We start from the raw sequence: 15,384 nt of genomic DNA, 5'->3' as shown, positions 1-15,384 counted from the left end.
CTTTGCAAGTTGAGACCAGCGGTCAGCAACAACTTCCAACGCGTCCATTTCCGCCGCCATAGCGGGCCTGCAGGCGCTCGCGGAAAAACTCCTCGTAATTCATAGGCTGCTGTTCGGGATGCGTTCTCTGCATGTGGGACAAATACGCGTTGTAATCCGGCAATCCCACCATCAGCCGCATCGTCTGGCCAAGATAGCGGCCGGCGCGGGCAAGATCCTCCAGCATCGTGGCCTCCTTATGAACCACTCATCGCTCTGACTGGCAGCGTTTCGAATGGCGCTTCCTGCGAGCTGGGCCGATCATGCGCCCGGGCTCGCAGGATGGTGCGCAGGCCGAACATCGCGACCGCGGTCACAACGACCAGGAAGAGGCCGGCCATCGCCGCATCGATGTAATCGTTGAGCACGATTTGATGCATTTGCGCCATCGACTTCGCAGGCGCCAGCAATTGTCCCTGGCTGATCGCCGCACTGTATTTCTCGGCGTGGGCAAGGAAGCCGATCTTCGGGTTGGCATGGAAAACCTTTTGCCAGCCGGCTGTCATGGTGCAGATCAGGAGCCAGGCGGTCGGCAGCAGCGTGACCCAGGCGTAGCGGTCGCACTTCATCTTGAACAGCACACAGGTGCAGAGAATCAGAGCAATGCCGGCGAGCATCTGGTTGGAAATGCCGAAGAGCGGCCACAGGGTATTGATGCCGCCAAGTGGATCAACCACGCCCTGATACAGAAAATATCCCCAGGCGGCCACGCACAAGGCGGTGGCGATCAGGTTTGCGGGCAGCGAATCGGTGCGGCGCAGCGCGGGCACGAAAGTGCCGAGCAGGTCTTGCAGCATGAAGCGGCCGGCGCGGGTGCCGGCATCCACCGCGGTCAGGATGAAAAGCGCCTCAAACAGAATCGCGAAGTGATACCAGAAAGCCATCAGCGTCTTGCCGCCGATGACCGAAGACAGGATTTGCGCCATGCCCACCGCCAGCGTCGGTGCGCCGCCGACGCGGGAAATGATCGTGCTTTCTCCAACATCGGCAGCGGTTTGCGTCAGCATTTCCGGCGTGACAACAAAGCCCCAACTCGAAATGGCCTGAGCTGCCGATTGCGCCGTCGTGCCGATCAGCGCGCCCGGACTATTCATCGCGAAATACACGCCTGGCTCGATACAGGATGCCGCCACCAGCGCCATGATCGCGACAAAGGATTCCATCAGCATGCCGCCGTAGCCGATGAAGCGCGCTTCGGTTTCGTTTTCCAGCAGTTTCGGCGTCGTACCCGAGGAAATCAGTGCGTGAAATCCGGATACCGCACCGCAAGCCACAGTGATGAACAGGAAGGGGAACAGGTTGCCCGACCAGACCGGTCCGCTGCCATCGATGAACTGGGTCACCGCGGGCATGCGCAGATGCGGCGCCACCACCAGGATGCCGAGCGCCAGGCCGACGATGGTGCCGATCTTCAGAAAAGTGGAGAGATAATCGCGCGGTGCCAGCAGTAGCCATACCGGCAGTACCGAAGCGATGAAGCCGTAGCCGATCAGCAGCCAGGTCAGCGTCTTGCCATCGAGGGTAAACAGCGTCGCCAGCGACGGATGCTCGCTGACATACTGGCCACCGAGAATTGCCATCATCAGCAGCACGAAGCCGATCAGCGAGACTTCGCCGATGCGGCCCGGGCGGATGCTGCGCAGGTAGATGCCCATAAACATCGCAATCGGAATCGTCGCCGCGACGGTGAAGGTACCCCAGGGCGAGCCGACCAGCGCCTTGACAACGATGAGCGCCAGTACCGCAAGCAGGATCACCATGATCATGAAGGTGCCAAACAGCGCGATCATGCCCGGCACCACGCCGAGCTCGGATTTGATCAGCACGCCAAGCGAGCGTGCATCGCGGCGGGTGGAAATCACCAGCACGATGAAGTCCTGCACCGCGCCGGCGAAAACGACGCCGGCCAAAATCCACATCATGCCGGGCAGGTAACCAATCTGCGCGGCGAGCACCGGGCCGACCAGCGGACCGGCGCCGGCGATTGCGGCGAAGTGATGACCGAACAGCACATATTTGTTGGTCGGCACGAAATCGAGGCCGTCGTTGTATTTATGCGCAGGCGTCATGCGGCGGGAATCGAGTTGCAGGATCTTGTCGGCGATGTACCTGCTGTAGAAGCGGTAGGCAATCAGGTAGACGCACACCGCGGCCGCCACCAGCCAGACTGCATTGATCGATTCGCCGCGATGCAGCGCCACGGTGCCCAGCGCAAATGCGCCGAACAGCGACAGCGCCATCCAGCCTATTCGGCTTCCTATACTGTTCATTTCGTCTTCTCCGTAGTTGGGTTAAAAGAGGGACCACCGGCGATGGTCTGTGGCCGCAGGAGATTAACTACTGGTTAAAAGCCGTCATTTGGCCGTTCGCAAATGAAGCGCGGGAAAACCGCAAGCACCGATGGCGCAAGGAACGATTGCGGATGCGCGTCATCAGACGGTATGCGAGCCCGCCGGGCCGGGCGCTATCGTCGAGGGGGTGGGAATGTCAATGCAAGAATGGCCAAGACATTTAACGGTTCTGGCTTGCCTAGGCCTGTCGCTTGGCGCCGCGCTGGCGCAAACCGGACCGAACGCGCCGAAGGAGCCGGTGGATGCTGGCGCGATCGTCGTGCCGCCGAAGACAGGCGATGCCGAGGCTGTGCAGAAGACGCCGGCGCCGGCCGCGGTCGATCCCGGCATGGTGGCGCCACCAAGTCTCGGAAAGGGCGCGCAGGCGGGGCATACCAGTCCGCCCAAACCGACCACGCGCGGCTCGAAGGATTCTTCGTGCAAGGGACCGGCCGAACTCTGCAAGCAGAATTCGCCGAAGTAGATGGCAGAGGGCGCGCCTCAGCGCTGGCGCTGGTGCCGGAGCCGGAGGAGGCGCTTCGCGCGGCCGACGCGATGTTCCTGCCGGGTGCCGCGATTCACTGCTGCGGACCGGCGACGATGCGCGTCTGACTGTGCTGTTCCTCGTCGCGATGCTGGATGGCTTCGGTCCATTGCGCGATGTCGCTGTCGGTCATCGTGCATGGCGGCAATTGCCGGGCGTCGCGATACCGGCCGGCATCGATGTCGCACAGGTACTGCTCGCGCGACAGCAGCGTGCCGGCGCAGATGCTTTCGCCCGTACCCGCCGCTTTTTCCTCGCGCAGCCGGCGCAGCAATTCCTCCATCAGCCATTCCGGCACCAGGTCTTCCTGAGCGGGATAGATAAAGCCGAAAATGATCAGATGTGACAGCAGCACGCGCCAGTGCGGGCCGAAACGCTGCAGCAGCCGCGGCCAATCCATCATCGGCGCGCGCGCCAGGATCAGATGGGCGACGTCGGCGCCGTCATAGCGTTCCCGTTCCATGACAAAGGCCTTGGACCACAGCGTTTCCTCCACCGGCGCCAGGTTGACTTCCACGCCAAGCACGGCGGCCGGAATCGCATGCTGGAACCACAGATCGTCAACCTTCGCCAGACCGTTGCCCGAGTTGAAGATCAGATCGACCATGTCACCATTGGTGCGGACCTTCGCCAGCCAGTGGGGAAACGTCAGTTCTGTTTCATAGCCAACGCGCTGCATTGCTGCGCTGGCCGCGGGGAGGTCTTCGCGCCGGATGAAGAGATCCAGGTCCTTGGTGTCGCGCGAAATGCCAGTGCAGGCGCTGAAGGCATACGCGCCGCCGACCAGAAAGGGCAGGCCGGCGGCATGTAGTGTTTCCAGGACATGCCGGTAAAACCGGGTGCTGGCGTCGGCGCTATCGCTTGCGGCGGACATCGTAGTCATCTCTTGCATGATGCGTGTCTCCAGAGAGGTGGCGCCGAGCGCGTCGTGCGCGCCGCGCCCCGGCATAAGCTGTCCTACAGCAAGAGCGATGCCATGGCACCGGTCTTGCACAGCGCAGTCCGAAAGCATCGATACAGGAGAGCAGCCGATGTCCAAAGACAAGATACGCGTGGCCGCGGTGGGAGACCTTCATTGCACCAAGGAATCCGGAGGCCAGTTGCGCGAGCTGTTCCGGCAGGCAGCCGACAGCGCCGATGTGCTGGTGCTCTGCGGCGACCTGACCGATTACGGTCTGCCCGAGGAAGCGCATGTGCTGGCCGATGAATTGTCCGGCGCGCGCATACCGATTCTGGCGGTGATGGGCAACCATGACTATGAATCCGGGCAGCAGGAAGAGGTGTGCAAGATTCTCTCGAGCGCCGGCGTGCGCATGCTGGATGGCGATGCCTGCGAAATCCATGGCGTGGGCTTTGCCGGGGTGAAAGGCTTCGCCGGCGGTTTCGGCCGCAGGACGCTCGGGCCCTGGGGGGAAACCACGATCAAGCAATTCGTCAATGAAGCCATCGCCGAAGCGCTGAAGCTGGAATCGGCCCTGGCCAAGCTGCGTACCAGCGAGCGCATCGCGGTGCTGCACTATTCGCCGATCGAGGCGACGGTGCAGGGCGAGCCGCTGGAAATCTTTCCTTTCCTTGGCACCAGCCGGCTGGAAGAACCGCTACTGCGCTATCCGGTGACTGCCGTGGTGCATGGCCATGCGCATCGCGGCACGCCGGAAGGGCGCACGGTGAACAATATTCCGGTCTACAACGTCGCCCGGCCTTTGTTGCGACATACGTATCCGGACCGGCCAGCGTTTCGCCTGATCGAAGTCGCGCATTCCGAACCGGTGCGGATGTAACTCCTCACAGGGAGGCACGCCGGGCGCGCCACGTCGCCAGGGCGATGAGTGCCGACGGCATGTCGAGCAACGGCACAATGCCATCGGCGGCGTTCACGCGCGCGCTGCCGGCGCCGCCGCTCCAGATATCGATGTGTTCGGGCAGCATCCCGCGCAGTTCAGCCAGAAGCGGGGCGATGCGGCGTGCCGGATACACCGCCGAAAACGACAGCGCGACGATATCCGCGCCGTGACTGAGCGCCGCCATGCGGATGTCGGCAAGCGGCGTCTGCGTGCCAAGCGACACGCAGCAGGCGCCTTCCAGCGCCAGCAGCGCTTCGGCCATCAGCAGACCGAGGCCGTGCTGTTCTTCGGGCACCGTGGTCAGCAGGATGCGCGGGCTGCCGGCGCCCGAAGGCAGATTGACGATGCCCTGGCGCAGCACCATGCCGATCTGCTCGGTGTACAGATGTTCTTCGAAGATATGCAGCTCGCCGCGCATCCAGGCGTCGCCCACCTCGCGATTGAGTTCGGGGACGGTGTTGAGGACGAAATCCTGCATGCCCTGTCGCAGCATCATCTGGTTCAGGGTCAGCCGCAGTGCGGCGACATCGTTTCCACGAAGCAGGCCGAGCACGTCCCGGACCGGACCTCCCGTAGCAGCAGCGCGTGGCGGCTCGCACACTTCGCACAGACGCTGCAGTTCTTCATCGCTTGCCGGCACCAGCTTGCCTGGTCGGTGACCATGGTCCATCAGGCGCTTGATCAAGCGCAGTCGCTCCACCTGCTGCATGGAATACAGCCGTTCGCCATTGCTGTCGCGCAGCGGACTCGGAAAGCCATACCGCCGCTCCCAGACGCGCAGCGTATCCTTGCCCAAGCCGGTATCCCGCTCTACCGCGGCGATGCTCAGCGCCGTATCCAATACTTTACTGTTCATGCTTTGTTCTAGACAAAAGATTGACACCCAAAATGCCGTTGCTTATATTGGCGACGTCAATCGCTTTTGTCCATGACAAATCTCCATTTGTTCACCCGGCGAGCATTATCCGTAGCAGGCGCGACGCACGAACGCCGTGTCGTGTGCCGAAAAGGTTTGCTGTGATTTTTGCGGCAAGGGCAATTGACTGAAGTTTCCTCAGTTTTGTCATGGACAAAACTTCTCAATCATGAGCCTCGCCGCGACGGCAGACTGGAGAACAACGATGAATGCACCTGAACATTTCTTTTTGCCCGATGTGCAATCCGGCGCCGACAACCGGCGTCTGGCGATTCAAAAGGTCGGCGTCAAGGGCGTGCGCTATCCACTCGTGTTGCTGGACGGCGCCGGCACTGTGCAGCACACCGTGGCGGAGCTAACGATGTCGGTCTGCCTGCCGCCCGAAGTCAAGGGCACGCACATGTCGCGTTTCATTGAAATCCTCGAACAGCCGCGAGCGCCGCTGGATGCGGCCGGCATGCTGGCAATGCTCGATGCAATGCTCAAGCGCCTGGAAGCCGACAGCGGCGAGATCGAGATGTCCTTCCCTTACTTCCTGCGCAAGAAGGCGCCGGTCTCGGGCGTGGAAAGCCAGCTGGACTATCAGGTGCGCATCATCCTGTCGCGCGAGAGCGGTCGGGAAAGCGTGATGACGGTGGGAATCGTGGCGCCGGTGACCAGCCTGTGCCCATGCTCCAAGGAGATCAGCGAATACGGCGCGCACAACCAGCGTTCGCATCTCGGCATCCGCGCTACCCTGCGCGAGCCGATGCTGCCGGATGCGCTGATCCGCATCGCCGAGCAGGAAGCGTCCTGCGAGGTGTTCGGCCTGCTCAAGCGGCCGGATGAGAAATGGGTTACCGAGCGCGCCTATGACAATCCGAAGTTCGTCGAAGACTTGGTGCGCGATGTCGCGCTGCGCCTGATGGCGGAAAAGCGCATCGCTTCCTGGACCGTGACATCAGAGAACTTCGAATCCATCCACAACCATTCCGCCTATGCGGAACTGAGCGGCGTCAATCCGTAGCAGTCTGCATCCCGTCGCATCGTCCGGTTAAGGGGGATAAGCTGCTGAGCAGTCCGCTATGGCGGACCGCTCGTTACGTTTTTCAACGGCCTGCTAAGCCGGCCGACGCGGCTCCTCGTCCGATTCCGGCTCCTGCACCACCATGCCCGACATGGGCTCGCACCAGACGAGATGGTCGCGTACTGCCTTCACGCCCGGGATGTTTTCCGCGGCCACCTTCAGCGCGGCGCGCTCGCGCTCATCGAAGATCGTGCCGTGCAGATGGACTACGCCGTCGCGCACCACGATATTGAGCAGCGCGCATGGCGCCCACGAAGTCGACTGCAGTTCGCGCCATAGCCGCTCGCGGATCTCGTCATCGCAGACGCTGGCGGCGGGCAGCGACAGATTCGCCAGCAGCAGCGCGCGCAGCAGATTCGCGCGGCTGATGATGCCGACCACGCGGCCATCTTCCAGCACCGGCAAGCGCTTGACGCGGTGACGCTCCATCAGCTCGACCACCGCCTCGAGCGTGGCATCCGGACTCGCGCACACCGGCTTTTCCGTCATCACGTCGCCGACCTTGCGGCCATGCAGATGGGTGTATTCCCGGGCTTCCAGTCCAGGGCCGCGCAAAAATTCCAGCCAGCGCGGCCGGTGGCGCCCGGTGCCGATTTCCGCGCGCCGCAGCAGATCGCCTTCGGTCAGCATGCCGACCGGCGCGCCGGCGTCATCCACCACCGGCACGCCACTGATGCCGTTGGCCAGCAGCAGCGCGATGGCTTCCTGCAGCGGCATATCCGCTTTCACGGTGATGACGTGGCGGGTCATCACTTCCTGTGCTTTCATGCTGTTCTCCCGGTGAGGCAAGACACGGCGCCCACGCGCCTGTGAAATCGATCTTAGGCGCGCCTCGCCGGCCTGGTCCGAACCTGGATCAAAAAATGCCGACTCCGCGCTGGGTCGGATGCGGATAGGCTGCGCCTATCCGAAACACCGCAGCGGAAAGGCTCATTCCTTCTCGATGGTTGCGACGATCGCCGCCGCCAGGTCGGACTGTATCTGTCCGAGGTCGCGGTTCATGGCGTCCAGGGTGAGATTGTCGCTGCCCGTCACCGGCAGCCGGTTGAAGGCGATGGCCCAGGTCCAGCCATCGGCGCGCGTCTGCACGAAGGCATAGCTACCGGTCTCGAGCGCGCCGCCATGCTCAAGCATGGCCACGCCGTCGCGGTTCCAGACCTCCCAACCCAGGCCGTATCTGGCATCGGCGAAGCGCGCATCGGCCTTGGACATCAGGGTCACCGTCTTTTCCTTGAACAAGGCGGCCGCGCTTTCGGTCTCGGTTGCCGCCAGTGCGAATCGCACCAGGTCCGCCGGTGTGCCGGCCCAGCCGCCGTGGGCATCCATGCTCGGAAAGTGGTAACCGTAATAGGCTTCGGGCCCGGTGTCGCCGCTGCCGTCCTGCGCGCGCACAGTCGCTGCGAGCGGATTGTCGTAATAGAGGCTTTCACTGGGCTTGCGCTCGGCCAGCGTCGAGCCGGCGATGAACATGCCGGAAGCGCCGGCAGGCGTGAGCACCAGTTCGCGTACCGCCTGCGCATAGGACCTGCCGCTCTTGTATTCGATGACGCGGCCGAGGATGTTGTAGCCGAAATTGCTGTACTGCACGCGCGTGCCCGGATTCACGCCGAGGCTGCGGTTCTGCAGCATGTAGGCGACCACAGTGCGGGCCGATGCGGGCGGTGTCACACCCATCGCGCGGGCGATATTGACGAGGTCGAACTGCGGATCGTAGCCGTCGATTCCCCAGCCAGAGGTGTGCTGCAGCAGGTCGCGCAGGCGGATATTGGCCATGCGGGCATCGCGCCGCACCGCGAACTCCGGAAAGGCGGAGTCGGGCAGGATGCCCTTCGCACCGAACACCGGATAATCGAGCGCGGCGGGGAGTTCGTTCTCGTACAGCTTCAGGATGGCGGCCGCGGTGATGGCCTGTGACACGCCGGCCACGCGGAACGCGGTATCCGAAGTGACCGTGGTCTTTGCATCGCGGTCGGCATAGCCATACCCCTGGTTGAACAGGATGGCGCCCTTGTAGGCAATGGCAATCGCAGCTCCGGGCACATCATGGCGCCGCATGGCGGCCTGCATCACGGAAGGAATGCGTTCAGTCAGTTTTTCGGTCAGCGCGCGGTCGTTGTTGGTGCCGCCGTCGCAGCCGGGGGGAAGGGAAACGCAGCAAACGGCGGCCAGTGCAATGCCGCTCCTGATCTTGGCAAAAATCTGCATGTTGGAAGGCTGGGGTCGGATGAGCCTGCGATGGCGCCCGCAACACGGTGCAAAGGCGGGCAGGAATGCTTTGCAAGCGGCGCCAATCGCAGGGGTTTTGAATTCGCGCAATGCGCGCCAGCAGCCTGAGTGGCAGCGGAAGCCGGATCGTTCATCGAAACGCGTTATAATCCGGCGCTCATTCCTTCCCACAGTCTGGTGCAGTTCGCTGGCCCAGGAGCCCACCAATACCATGTCCGACACCCAGTCCAGCGCCGCGCAGCAAGACGCGGCCACCATCCGTTTTGAAGATTTCGGCTTGTCGCCAGACATCCTGCGCGCCTTGTCCGAGCAGGGTTATGTGCACCCGACGCCGATCCAGGCGCAGGCCATCCCGGTGGTGCTGCAAGGGCGCGACGTGATGGGCGCGGCCCAGACCGGCACCGGCAAGACCGCGAGCTTCTCGCTGCCGATCATCCAGCTGCTGCTGGCGCATGCGAGCAGCAGCGCTTCGCCGGCGCGGCACCCGGTGCGCGCGCTGGTGTTGACGCCGACGCGCGAGCTGGCCGACCAGGTCGCCGACAACGTCCATGCCTACAGCCGCTTCACGCCGCTGCGCTCCACGGTGGTATTCGGCGGCGTCGACATGGCGCCGCAGACCAATGCGCTGCGCGCCGGCGTGGAAATCGTGATCGCCACGCCCGGCCGCCTGCTCGACCATGTGCAGCAAAAGACGATCAACCTGTCGCAGACCCAGATCCTGGTGATGGACGAGGCCGACCGCATGCTGGACATGGGCTTTCTGCCCGATCTGCAGCGCATCATCAATCTGCTGCCGAAGCAGCGCCAGAACCTGATGTTCTCGGCCACCTTCTCGCCCGAGATCAAGAAGCTGGCGTCGAGCTTTCTGACCAACCCGGTGTCGATCGAAGTCGCGCGCAGCAATGCCACCGCCGAGCGCGTCACGCAGGCGGTGTACAAGGTGGCCGAGGATGACAAGCGCGACGCGGTGGTGCACCTGATTCGCGGCCGCGACGCCAAGCAGATTCTGGTCTTTTCCAACACCAAGATCGGCGCTTCGCGCCTGGCGCGCGTGCTGGAGCAGGAAGGCATACGCGCTTCCGCCATCCATGGCGACAAGACCCAGAACGAGCGCATGGCCGCGCTGGAAGCCTTCAAGAACGGCGGCATCGACGTGCTGGTGGCCACCGACGTGGCCGCGCGCGGGCTGGATATCTCCGATCTGCCCTGCGTGATCAATTACGACCTGCCGTACAACGCCGAAGACTATGTGCACCGCATCGGCCGCACCGGCCGCGCCGGCGCCTCGGGCGACGCCATCTCGCTGTTTTCCGACAAGGATGCGCGTCTGCTGCAGGACATCGAAAAGCTGATCCGGCAAAAACTGGTTCCTTCCACCCTGGCCGGCTTCACGTCGCGCGCGCAGGGCGAGCGCTCTCCGGAACGTGGTGAACGTGGTGAACGTGGTGAACGTGGCGAGCGTCGCCCTCGTCGGGAAGAGGGCAGCCGTCGCGACGAGTCGCCGCGTTCGGCCTCGCGCGCCTATGCGCCGCGCAAGGAAAAGGTCGATCCCTGGTTCCTCAAGCCCTACGAGCCCAGCGTCTCGAAGGAAGCGGTGCCGGCCAATGAAGCGTCGGAGCCGGAAGCCAAGCCGCAGAAGCGGGCAGCTTTGCTTGGCGGATTGATCAAGCGCTGACGGCGCACGGACATCACCTCGTATCCCATCGCGCTTGTTCAGAATGGCTAGCGTCCATGCCTGCCGTTGTTTCGTCCCCCATTTCAAACGCTTCGGCATCGTGCGGCTTGCCCGCCTGCCGTTGCGTCCCGCATCCCTGGCGTCGAATCGCCGACCATCCCTGACGAATCTCGACTTTTCCAAAACTAAAAGTCTTCTTTTCGCACGAAGCAATCCTGGCTTGCTTTTAAAGCAACTTTAATTCTGGCCGGAATTCCAGGGCGAAAGGCACGGCAATGCCGTACGCGCCGTGCCTTTCGCCCTGTCCTTTATGGTCATGCGAAAGGATATCGAGATGCGTTGTAATGCCCAATCCCCATGGCGATTGTCCATATTCGCGCCGCTGCTGTGCGCCGCGATTCTGTCCGCCTGCCACGGCGGCGATGACACCTCAGGCAATGCCGCTACGCCTTCCAGGCCTTCCACGTCTTCCACACCATCTACGCCTTCCACGGCGGCCAATACCGTCACCTTCAACGTCGCAGAAGGCTCGGACCTGCTTGCCTATGTCGGTCAGACCAGAACCGTCACGCTGAGCTTTAAAACCAGCGATGGCGCAGCGGCGACGAAGCTGAATCTTTCCTTGCCTGCTGCGCCGGGTTGGCAATCGCAAACGGGTGCACTGTCCTGCGCCACGGTCGTCCGGGAGGGTAGTTGCGTGTTCCGGCTGAGCTATGCACCGACGCAAGCCGCCGCGGCCGCGACGCTGCGCCTACCCTACGGCTATGTCGACAGCGCGGGAGTGAGTCAGAGCGGCAGCATCACACTGAACTACCGCGCGCTGGCGGCCAACGCCGCCGTGGTCACCGCCACGCCCAATCCGGTGCCCGGCATCGCGAGCCAGCAAAGCACGGTAACGATCGACTTCACCACCAATGACGGCACCATCGCCAGCGAGCTCTCGGCGTCCTATGCATTGCCAGGCGCATGGAGCAGCGATGTTGCCAACTTTACCTGCGCAAGCTTCGGATCGGGTGCACCGTGCCGGCTAACGCTGCGCTATGCGCCGATACAGCCCACACCGCAATCGAGCTTCAAGATCGGCTACAGCTACATCGATAGCGCCGCTAGGGCGCAAAGCGATGCGATATTGATCAGCTATGCGGCTGTGGCGCCGAACACAGCCCGGGTTTCCATAGACAGCGCGAACCAGCCGTCCCCGGCGCTGATCGCAGTCGACCCCGGCGACAGTCAGGACGTCAGCTTTACGTTCACCTCCAGCGATGGCAACGCGCTGTCCAATCTGCGGCTTGCTCAAGACTTCAGGCTGCCGAAGGGTTGGGCTTCAGATGCGCCACTATCAAGCTTTTCCTGCGCCTCGGTCACGCAGGATGGAAAGTGTCGGCTGGTGCTGCACTTCAAACCCCCAGCGGACCAGATACTGCCCCGGCAAATCTTCTTTCTTCGATACACCTATCAGGATGACGCCGGGCGGTCGCTGGACAGCGTTGCTTCATTCCATTACACATCGACGATTTATCGTCTTTATGCCGGCAATACGGATTTTGGGCCCAGTTTCAAGCAATGCTGGCTGAAGATGGCCAGCGGCTCCGGGAAGTACGATTTGGACGCGTGTGAAAATCTCTCCCTGGAATTCCCAATCCAAAGCATGCTGATCAGTAGTTCAACCGCGTATCTGCTCGACAATGCCGCTTCCGTGATACAGATATGTGGTGTGGGGGCCGATGGCGCCTTGCTGGACTGCGTTGGCCAAATCAAGACGCCGGCAAATGCGCAATCCATCGCGTTGCTGGGTAACGCGATCTTTCTGCGCAACGGTTCGGATATTAATGCGAACTTATATGCATGCCCGTTGAGCGGGGGTGGCGGCTGTTCAACGATCAAGGTTGTTTCGAAAGACGTCGCGGTCGGCTCAGTCGCCGGGGTTACAAGCTACGGCAACGCGCTTTATCTGCTCGACAATTCGCAGCCGCAAGGTCGTGTATTCAAATGCACACCCGACTTGGCGACTTCGGATATCACCTGCGAATCTCTGCAAACGAATGCGCAGGAGCCTATTCAAGCTATGGCAGCAGGACAAATCGGTGATTCTATCTATCTCTTCCTTGGAAAAAATTCCGCAACAGGTCCTGAGTTTTCCAAATGCAGCGTGAACAATGGCGCATGTTCGCAATTTCAGCCCGCAGCCGTGTTTCCGGTTGGTAGAAATCACCTTCCGCTGACGCTCGCAGGAATGAAATTCGCAAACAACAGTGCAAGCGATACTGCGCTTTATCTGCTGATGGCTGATGCGCCTGATAACACGCGTGGCGTGGTCCGATGCGCACTGGCGACTGCAAAGACGGCTACGAGTGATATGGGTGACATCCTCAGTTGCGCCGCGTACACGCCGTTTACGTTTACGACGGATACCCAGCCGACGGTAATCGAAGTGCGCTGATGTGCCAGGAAGCGGAATGTTCCGCTTCAGTAAACGCACACTCCGGGGATGCGCAATCGTATCCTCGGCCGGCCCTTCAGATGCTGGGGTCTCGATTAATAGATAAAAACCTTTCGAACCCTCTCGAACGGGGTTTCACAAACAAGCCCGCCGGTGTGAGACCGAAGCGCGCAATGTGCCGCCAATGTTCGTCAACGCCACCGGTCCCATTGACTCGGGAGATTTCATGCGTTTGACAAGCTGCGCCGCGCACGGCGGCAACGTCCTTGCCTCTTTCTTCTGCGCCGTCCTTCTCGCAGCCTGCGGCGGTGGCTCCAACGCCCCATCGCAGGCTCCTTCCACGAGCGACACGCCAAGCGCCGGCGCCAAGCTTGTCAGTGCCGAAGTCGACGAAGGCGCCGATGTGGCTGCCTACATTGGCAAGTCGGCCGCCATCACCGTGCGCTTTTCCGTGAGCGAAGGCGCGGTCACCGCGCTGCAATTGCAGGCGCCCGCCACGCCCGGCTGGCAGAGCGCAGACGGCAAGCTGGCCTGTGAGCGCGTTTCAGCCGAAAGCCCGTGCACGCTGCGGCTGCTGTATGCGCCCAAGGCGTTTGCGGCCAGCGCAACGCTGAAACTGCTCTACAGCTATGTCGATGCCGCCGGCCGGGCGGGCACCGGCAGCCTGGCTGTGAATTACCGCACGCTGCCGGCAAATTCCGCGACAGTCACACTGCAGCCGGCCGGCACGCTGACCGCCGTGGTCGGCACCGGCGGCATCGTCAGCGCCAGCTTCAACACCAGCGACGGCTCGGCGGCGAGCGCGTTGCGCATCGATCTGTCCAGCCTGCCGACCGGCTGGAGCGGCGATGCGGCGCTCTTCGAATGCGCCAGCTTCGGCGGCAACAACGCCTGCCAGCTGCAATTGCGCTACCAGCCCAGCGCCGGCATCGCGCAAACCAGCTTCGATCTGTCCTACAGCTATCTCAACAGCGCCGGCAATGCGCGCAGCGGCAAGCTCACCGTCGCGTATGCGGCCCTGATGCCCAACACCGTGTCGGCCGGCATCACGCCAGCCGGGAAGATTGTCGTCATCCCCGGCGCAAGCCAGGAAGTCAGCCTGGACTTCCAGTCCAGCGACGGCAACCTCGCCAGCAACCTGGACCTGGATGCCGGCGCCAGCGCCGCATTGCCCGAAGGCTGGAGCGTCAAGACCTCGACGCTGCCGTGCCAGCGCGTCGAAGCCAACGGCTCCTGCAAGCTGTTGCTCACCTATGCGCCGAAGGCCAGCCTGGCGCCGCAGCAGATCAGCTTTGGCTACGCCTACGTGGATGCCGCCGGCCAGGCGCGGCAGGGCACGGCCAGCCTGTCCTATACCTCGCGTATTTACCGGGCCTACGTCGCCGATGCCGACGACGGCAGCGGCAGCGGCAGCGGCGGCGCGCGCCAGTGTGAAATCGACGTCGATGGCACGCTGCAGAACTGCGTCAGGGCGGAATCGACCTGGCCCACACCGGGCAGCAGCAAGGTGCTCGTCAGCGGCGCGCGCGCCTATGTCGTCGCGAACCGGCCCGCCGCCAGTCCGACCCGCGCGCTCAGCCTGTGCGCCGTCGAGGGTGATGGCGCCCTCGGCAAGTGCGTCGACGCCGGCCTCAATCAGGGCGGCGTCACCAGCCTTGCCCTGCTCGGGCAATACCTTTACCTAACCGCGCCCGGCGATGGGTCAACGGGCGGAGCCACCGGCACGGTGCGCTGCGCGCTGGACGACAGCGGCGCGGTACAGGCGGGCAGTTGCGCGCGGGTATCGCTGGACAGCGCCTCGGCGTTCGCGCCGGCCGCGCTGACCACGTTCAATGCTGCGCTGTATGCAGCCGCCGTGGATACCTCGGCCAATAACAGCACGACGTTATTGCGCTGCTTGCCGGACTTCTTCGGTGGGATCCAGTTGCAGTGCCTGACTTTCCCAACCGACTATGCGCACGCGGCGCAGAGCCTGGCCGGGGTGACATTGACCAGCGGCGATTACCTGTATCTGCTTGGTGCCGACAGCGGCGGCGGCGCCATCGTCAAATGCCAGCTTGCGGCCAATGGCAACGTGTCCGGCTGCGATGCCGGCAGGGTGCCGTCCGGCGTAGCGGCCGACGAGCTGGCTCAGGCGAGGGAAATCTCCGTCATCAACAAGCGGGCTTACATCGCCATCGCCGGCGGCAATCGGAAAGGCATTCTGCGTTGCGCGATCGATGAGGCCAGAGGGAATTTGCAGTCCTGCGTGGTCGCTGGCGACACCGGCAGCATCGCGCCGGTCGGCATCGGCTCTCGCTGAAA

General features: G+C 62.9%; 12 protein-coding genes. 6 read left to right on the top strand and 6 right to left on the bottom strand.

The window, feature by feature from the left end:
* Positions 1 to 22: 22 nt before the first annotated feature.
* Entirely contained in the window at positions 23 to 226 is a 204-nt protein-coding gene (locus JJB74_RS03565; protein WP_200590418.1) for a YbdD/YjiX family protein, read from the bottom strand.
* Between the two features lie 10 nt (positions 227 to 236).
* Positions 237 to 2,309, bottom strand: a complete 2,073-nt coding sequence (locus tag JJB74_RS03560; protein ID WP_200590417.1) for a carbon starvation CstA family protein — start codon at positions 2,307 to 2,309, stop codon at positions 237 to 239.
* Positions 2,310 to 2,523: 214 nt separating this feature from the next.
* Here JJB74_RS03560 and JJB74_RS03555 point away from each other — a divergent pair, with 214 nt between their 5' ends.
* Positions 2,524 to 2,853 (top strand): hypothetical protein, encoded by a 330-nt coding sequence (locus tag JJB74_RS03555; protein ID WP_200590416.1) that lies wholly within the window; start codon positions 2,524 to 2,526, stop codon positions 2,851 to 2,853.
* Positions 2,854 to 2,947: 94 nt separating this feature from the next.
* Here the strand turns inward: JJB74_RS03555 and JJB74_RS03550 are convergent, their stop codons facing one another.
* Entirely contained in the window at positions 2,948 to 3,805 is an 858-nt protein-coding gene (locus tag JJB74_RS03550) for a nucleotidyltransferase (RefSeq protein ID WP_200590415.1), read from the bottom strand.
* A gap of 139 nt (positions 3,806 to 3,944) precedes the next feature.
* Here JJB74_RS03550 and JJB74_RS03545 point away from each other — a divergent pair, with 139 nt between their 5' ends.
* Positions 3,945 to 4,694 (top strand): metallophosphoesterase family protein, encoded by a 750-nt coding sequence (locus JJB74_RS03545; RefSeq protein ID WP_200590414.1) that lies wholly within the window; start codon positions 3,945 to 3,947, stop codon positions 4,692 to 4,694.
* Between the two features lie 4 nt (positions 4,695 to 4,698).
* On the opposite strand, the gene JJB74_RS03540 is transcribed toward JJB74_RS03545, so the two are convergent.
* Complete coding sequence (locus tag JJB74_RS03540; RefSeq protein WP_200590413.1) at positions 4,699 to 5,613, bottom strand: MerR family transcriptional regulator; 915 nt, start codon at positions 5,611 to 5,613, stop codon at positions 4,699 to 4,701.
* A gap of 265 nt (positions 5,614 to 5,878) precedes the next feature.
* Here JJB74_RS03540 and folE2 point away from each other — a divergent pair, with 265 nt between their 5' ends.
* Entirely contained in the window at positions 5,879 to 6,679 is an 801-nt protein-coding gene (folE2, locus tag JJB74_RS03535; RefSeq protein ID WP_200590412.1) for a GTP cyclohydrolase FolE2, read from the top strand.
* A 93-nt stretch (positions 6,680 to 6,772) separates the two neighbouring features.
* Here folE2 and JJB74_RS03530 read toward each other — a convergent pair whose 3' ends face one another.
* Positions 6,773 to 7,507, bottom strand: a complete 735-nt coding sequence (locus JJB74_RS03530; protein ID WP_200590411.1) for a CBS domain-containing protein — start codon at positions 7,505 to 7,507, stop codon at positions 6,773 to 6,775.
* A gap of 162 nt (positions 7,508 to 7,669) precedes the next feature.
* On the bottom strand, positions 7,670 to 8,944 hold the full coding sequence (locus tag JJB74_RS03525; RefSeq protein ID WP_200590410.1) for a serine hydrolase domain-containing protein: 1,275 nt from the start codon (positions 8,942 to 8,944) through the stop codon (positions 7,670 to 7,672).
* Positions 8,945 to 9,176: 232 nt separating this feature from the next.
* On the opposite strand from JJB74_RS03525, the gene JJB74_RS03520 reads away from it, so the two are divergent.
* The 3 genes from JJB74_RS03520 to JJB74_RS03510 all read left to right on the top strand — a co-directional run bounded on the left by JJB74_RS03520 (position 9,177) and on the right by JJB74_RS03510 (position 15,382).
* Entirely contained in the window at positions 9,177 to 10,640 is a 1,464-nt protein-coding gene (locus tag JJB74_RS03520) for a DEAD/DEAH box helicase (RefSeq protein WP_200590409.1), read from the top strand.
* Between the two features lie 289 nt (positions 10,641 to 10,929).
* Positions 10,930 to 13,080: a hypothetical protein gene (locus JJB74_RS03515; protein ID WP_200590408.1), complete on the top strand. Its 2,151-nt coding sequence runs from the start codon at positions 10,930 to 10,932 to the stop codon at positions 13,078 to 13,080.
* Between the two features lie 226 nt (positions 13,081 to 13,306).
* Positions 13,307 to 15,382 carry a hypothetical protein gene (locus JJB74_RS03510; protein ID WP_200590407.1) on the top strand — a complete coding sequence of 692 codons (2,076 nt, stop codon included), beginning with the start codon at positions 13,307 to 13,309 and terminating at the stop codon, positions 15,380 to 15,382.
* The last annotated feature ends 2 nt before the right edge of the window (positions 15,383 to 15,384 follow it).

Origin of the sequence: Noviherbaspirillum pedocola (assembly GCF_016632335.1) — a bacterium.
Taxonomy (GTDB): domain Bacteria; phylum Pseudomonadota; class Gammaproteobacteria; order Burkholderiales; family Burkholderiaceae_D; genus Noviherbaspirillum_A; species Noviherbaspirillum_A pedocola.
The sequence above is the reverse complement of the archived record's forward strand: the minus strand, read 5'-3'. Positions and strand labels throughout refer to the sequence as shown.

Coding starts and splice junctions, on each gene's coding strand:
- JJB74_RS03565 (WP_200590418.1), bottom strand. CDS start 226: ATGCTGGAGGATCTTGCCCGCGCCGGCCGCTATCTTGGCCAGACGATG.
- JJB74_RS03560 (WP_200590417.1), bottom strand. CDS start 2,309: ATGAACAGTATAGGAAGCCGAATAGGCTGGATGGCGCTGTCGCTGTTC.
- JJB74_RS03555 (WP_200590416.1), top strand. CDS start 2,524: ATGTCAATGCAAGAATGGCCAAGACATTTAACGGTTCTGGCTTGCCTA.
- JJB74_RS03550 (WP_200590415.1), bottom strand. CDS start 3,805: ATGCAAGAGATGACTACGATGTCCGCCGCAAGCGATAGCGCCGACGCC.
- JJB74_RS03545 (WP_200590414.1), top strand. CDS start 3,945: ATGTCCAAAGACAAGATACGCGTGGCCGCGGTGGGAGACCTTCATTGC.
- JJB74_RS03540 (WP_200590413.1), bottom strand. CDS start 5,613: ATGAACAGTAAAGTATTGGATACGGCGCTGAGCATCGCCGCGGTAGAG.
- folE2 (WP_200590412.1), top strand. CDS start 5,879: ATGAATGCACCTGAACATTTCTTTTTGCCCGATGTGCAATCCGGCGCC.
- JJB74_RS03530 (WP_200590411.1), bottom strand. CDS start 7,507: ATGAAAGCACAGGAAGTGATGACCCGCCACGTCATCACCGTGAAAGCG.
- JJB74_RS03525 (WP_200590410.1), bottom strand. CDS start 8,944: ATGCAGATTTTTGCCAAGATCAGGAGCGGCATTGCACTGGCCGCCGTT.
- JJB74_RS03520 (WP_200590409.1), top strand. CDS start 9,177: ATGTCCGACACCCAGTCCAGCGCCGCGCAGCAAGACGCGGCCACCATC.
- JJB74_RS03510 (WP_200590407.1), top strand. CDS start 13,307: ATGCGTTTGACAAGCTGCGCCGCGCACGGCGGCAACGTCCTTGCCTCT.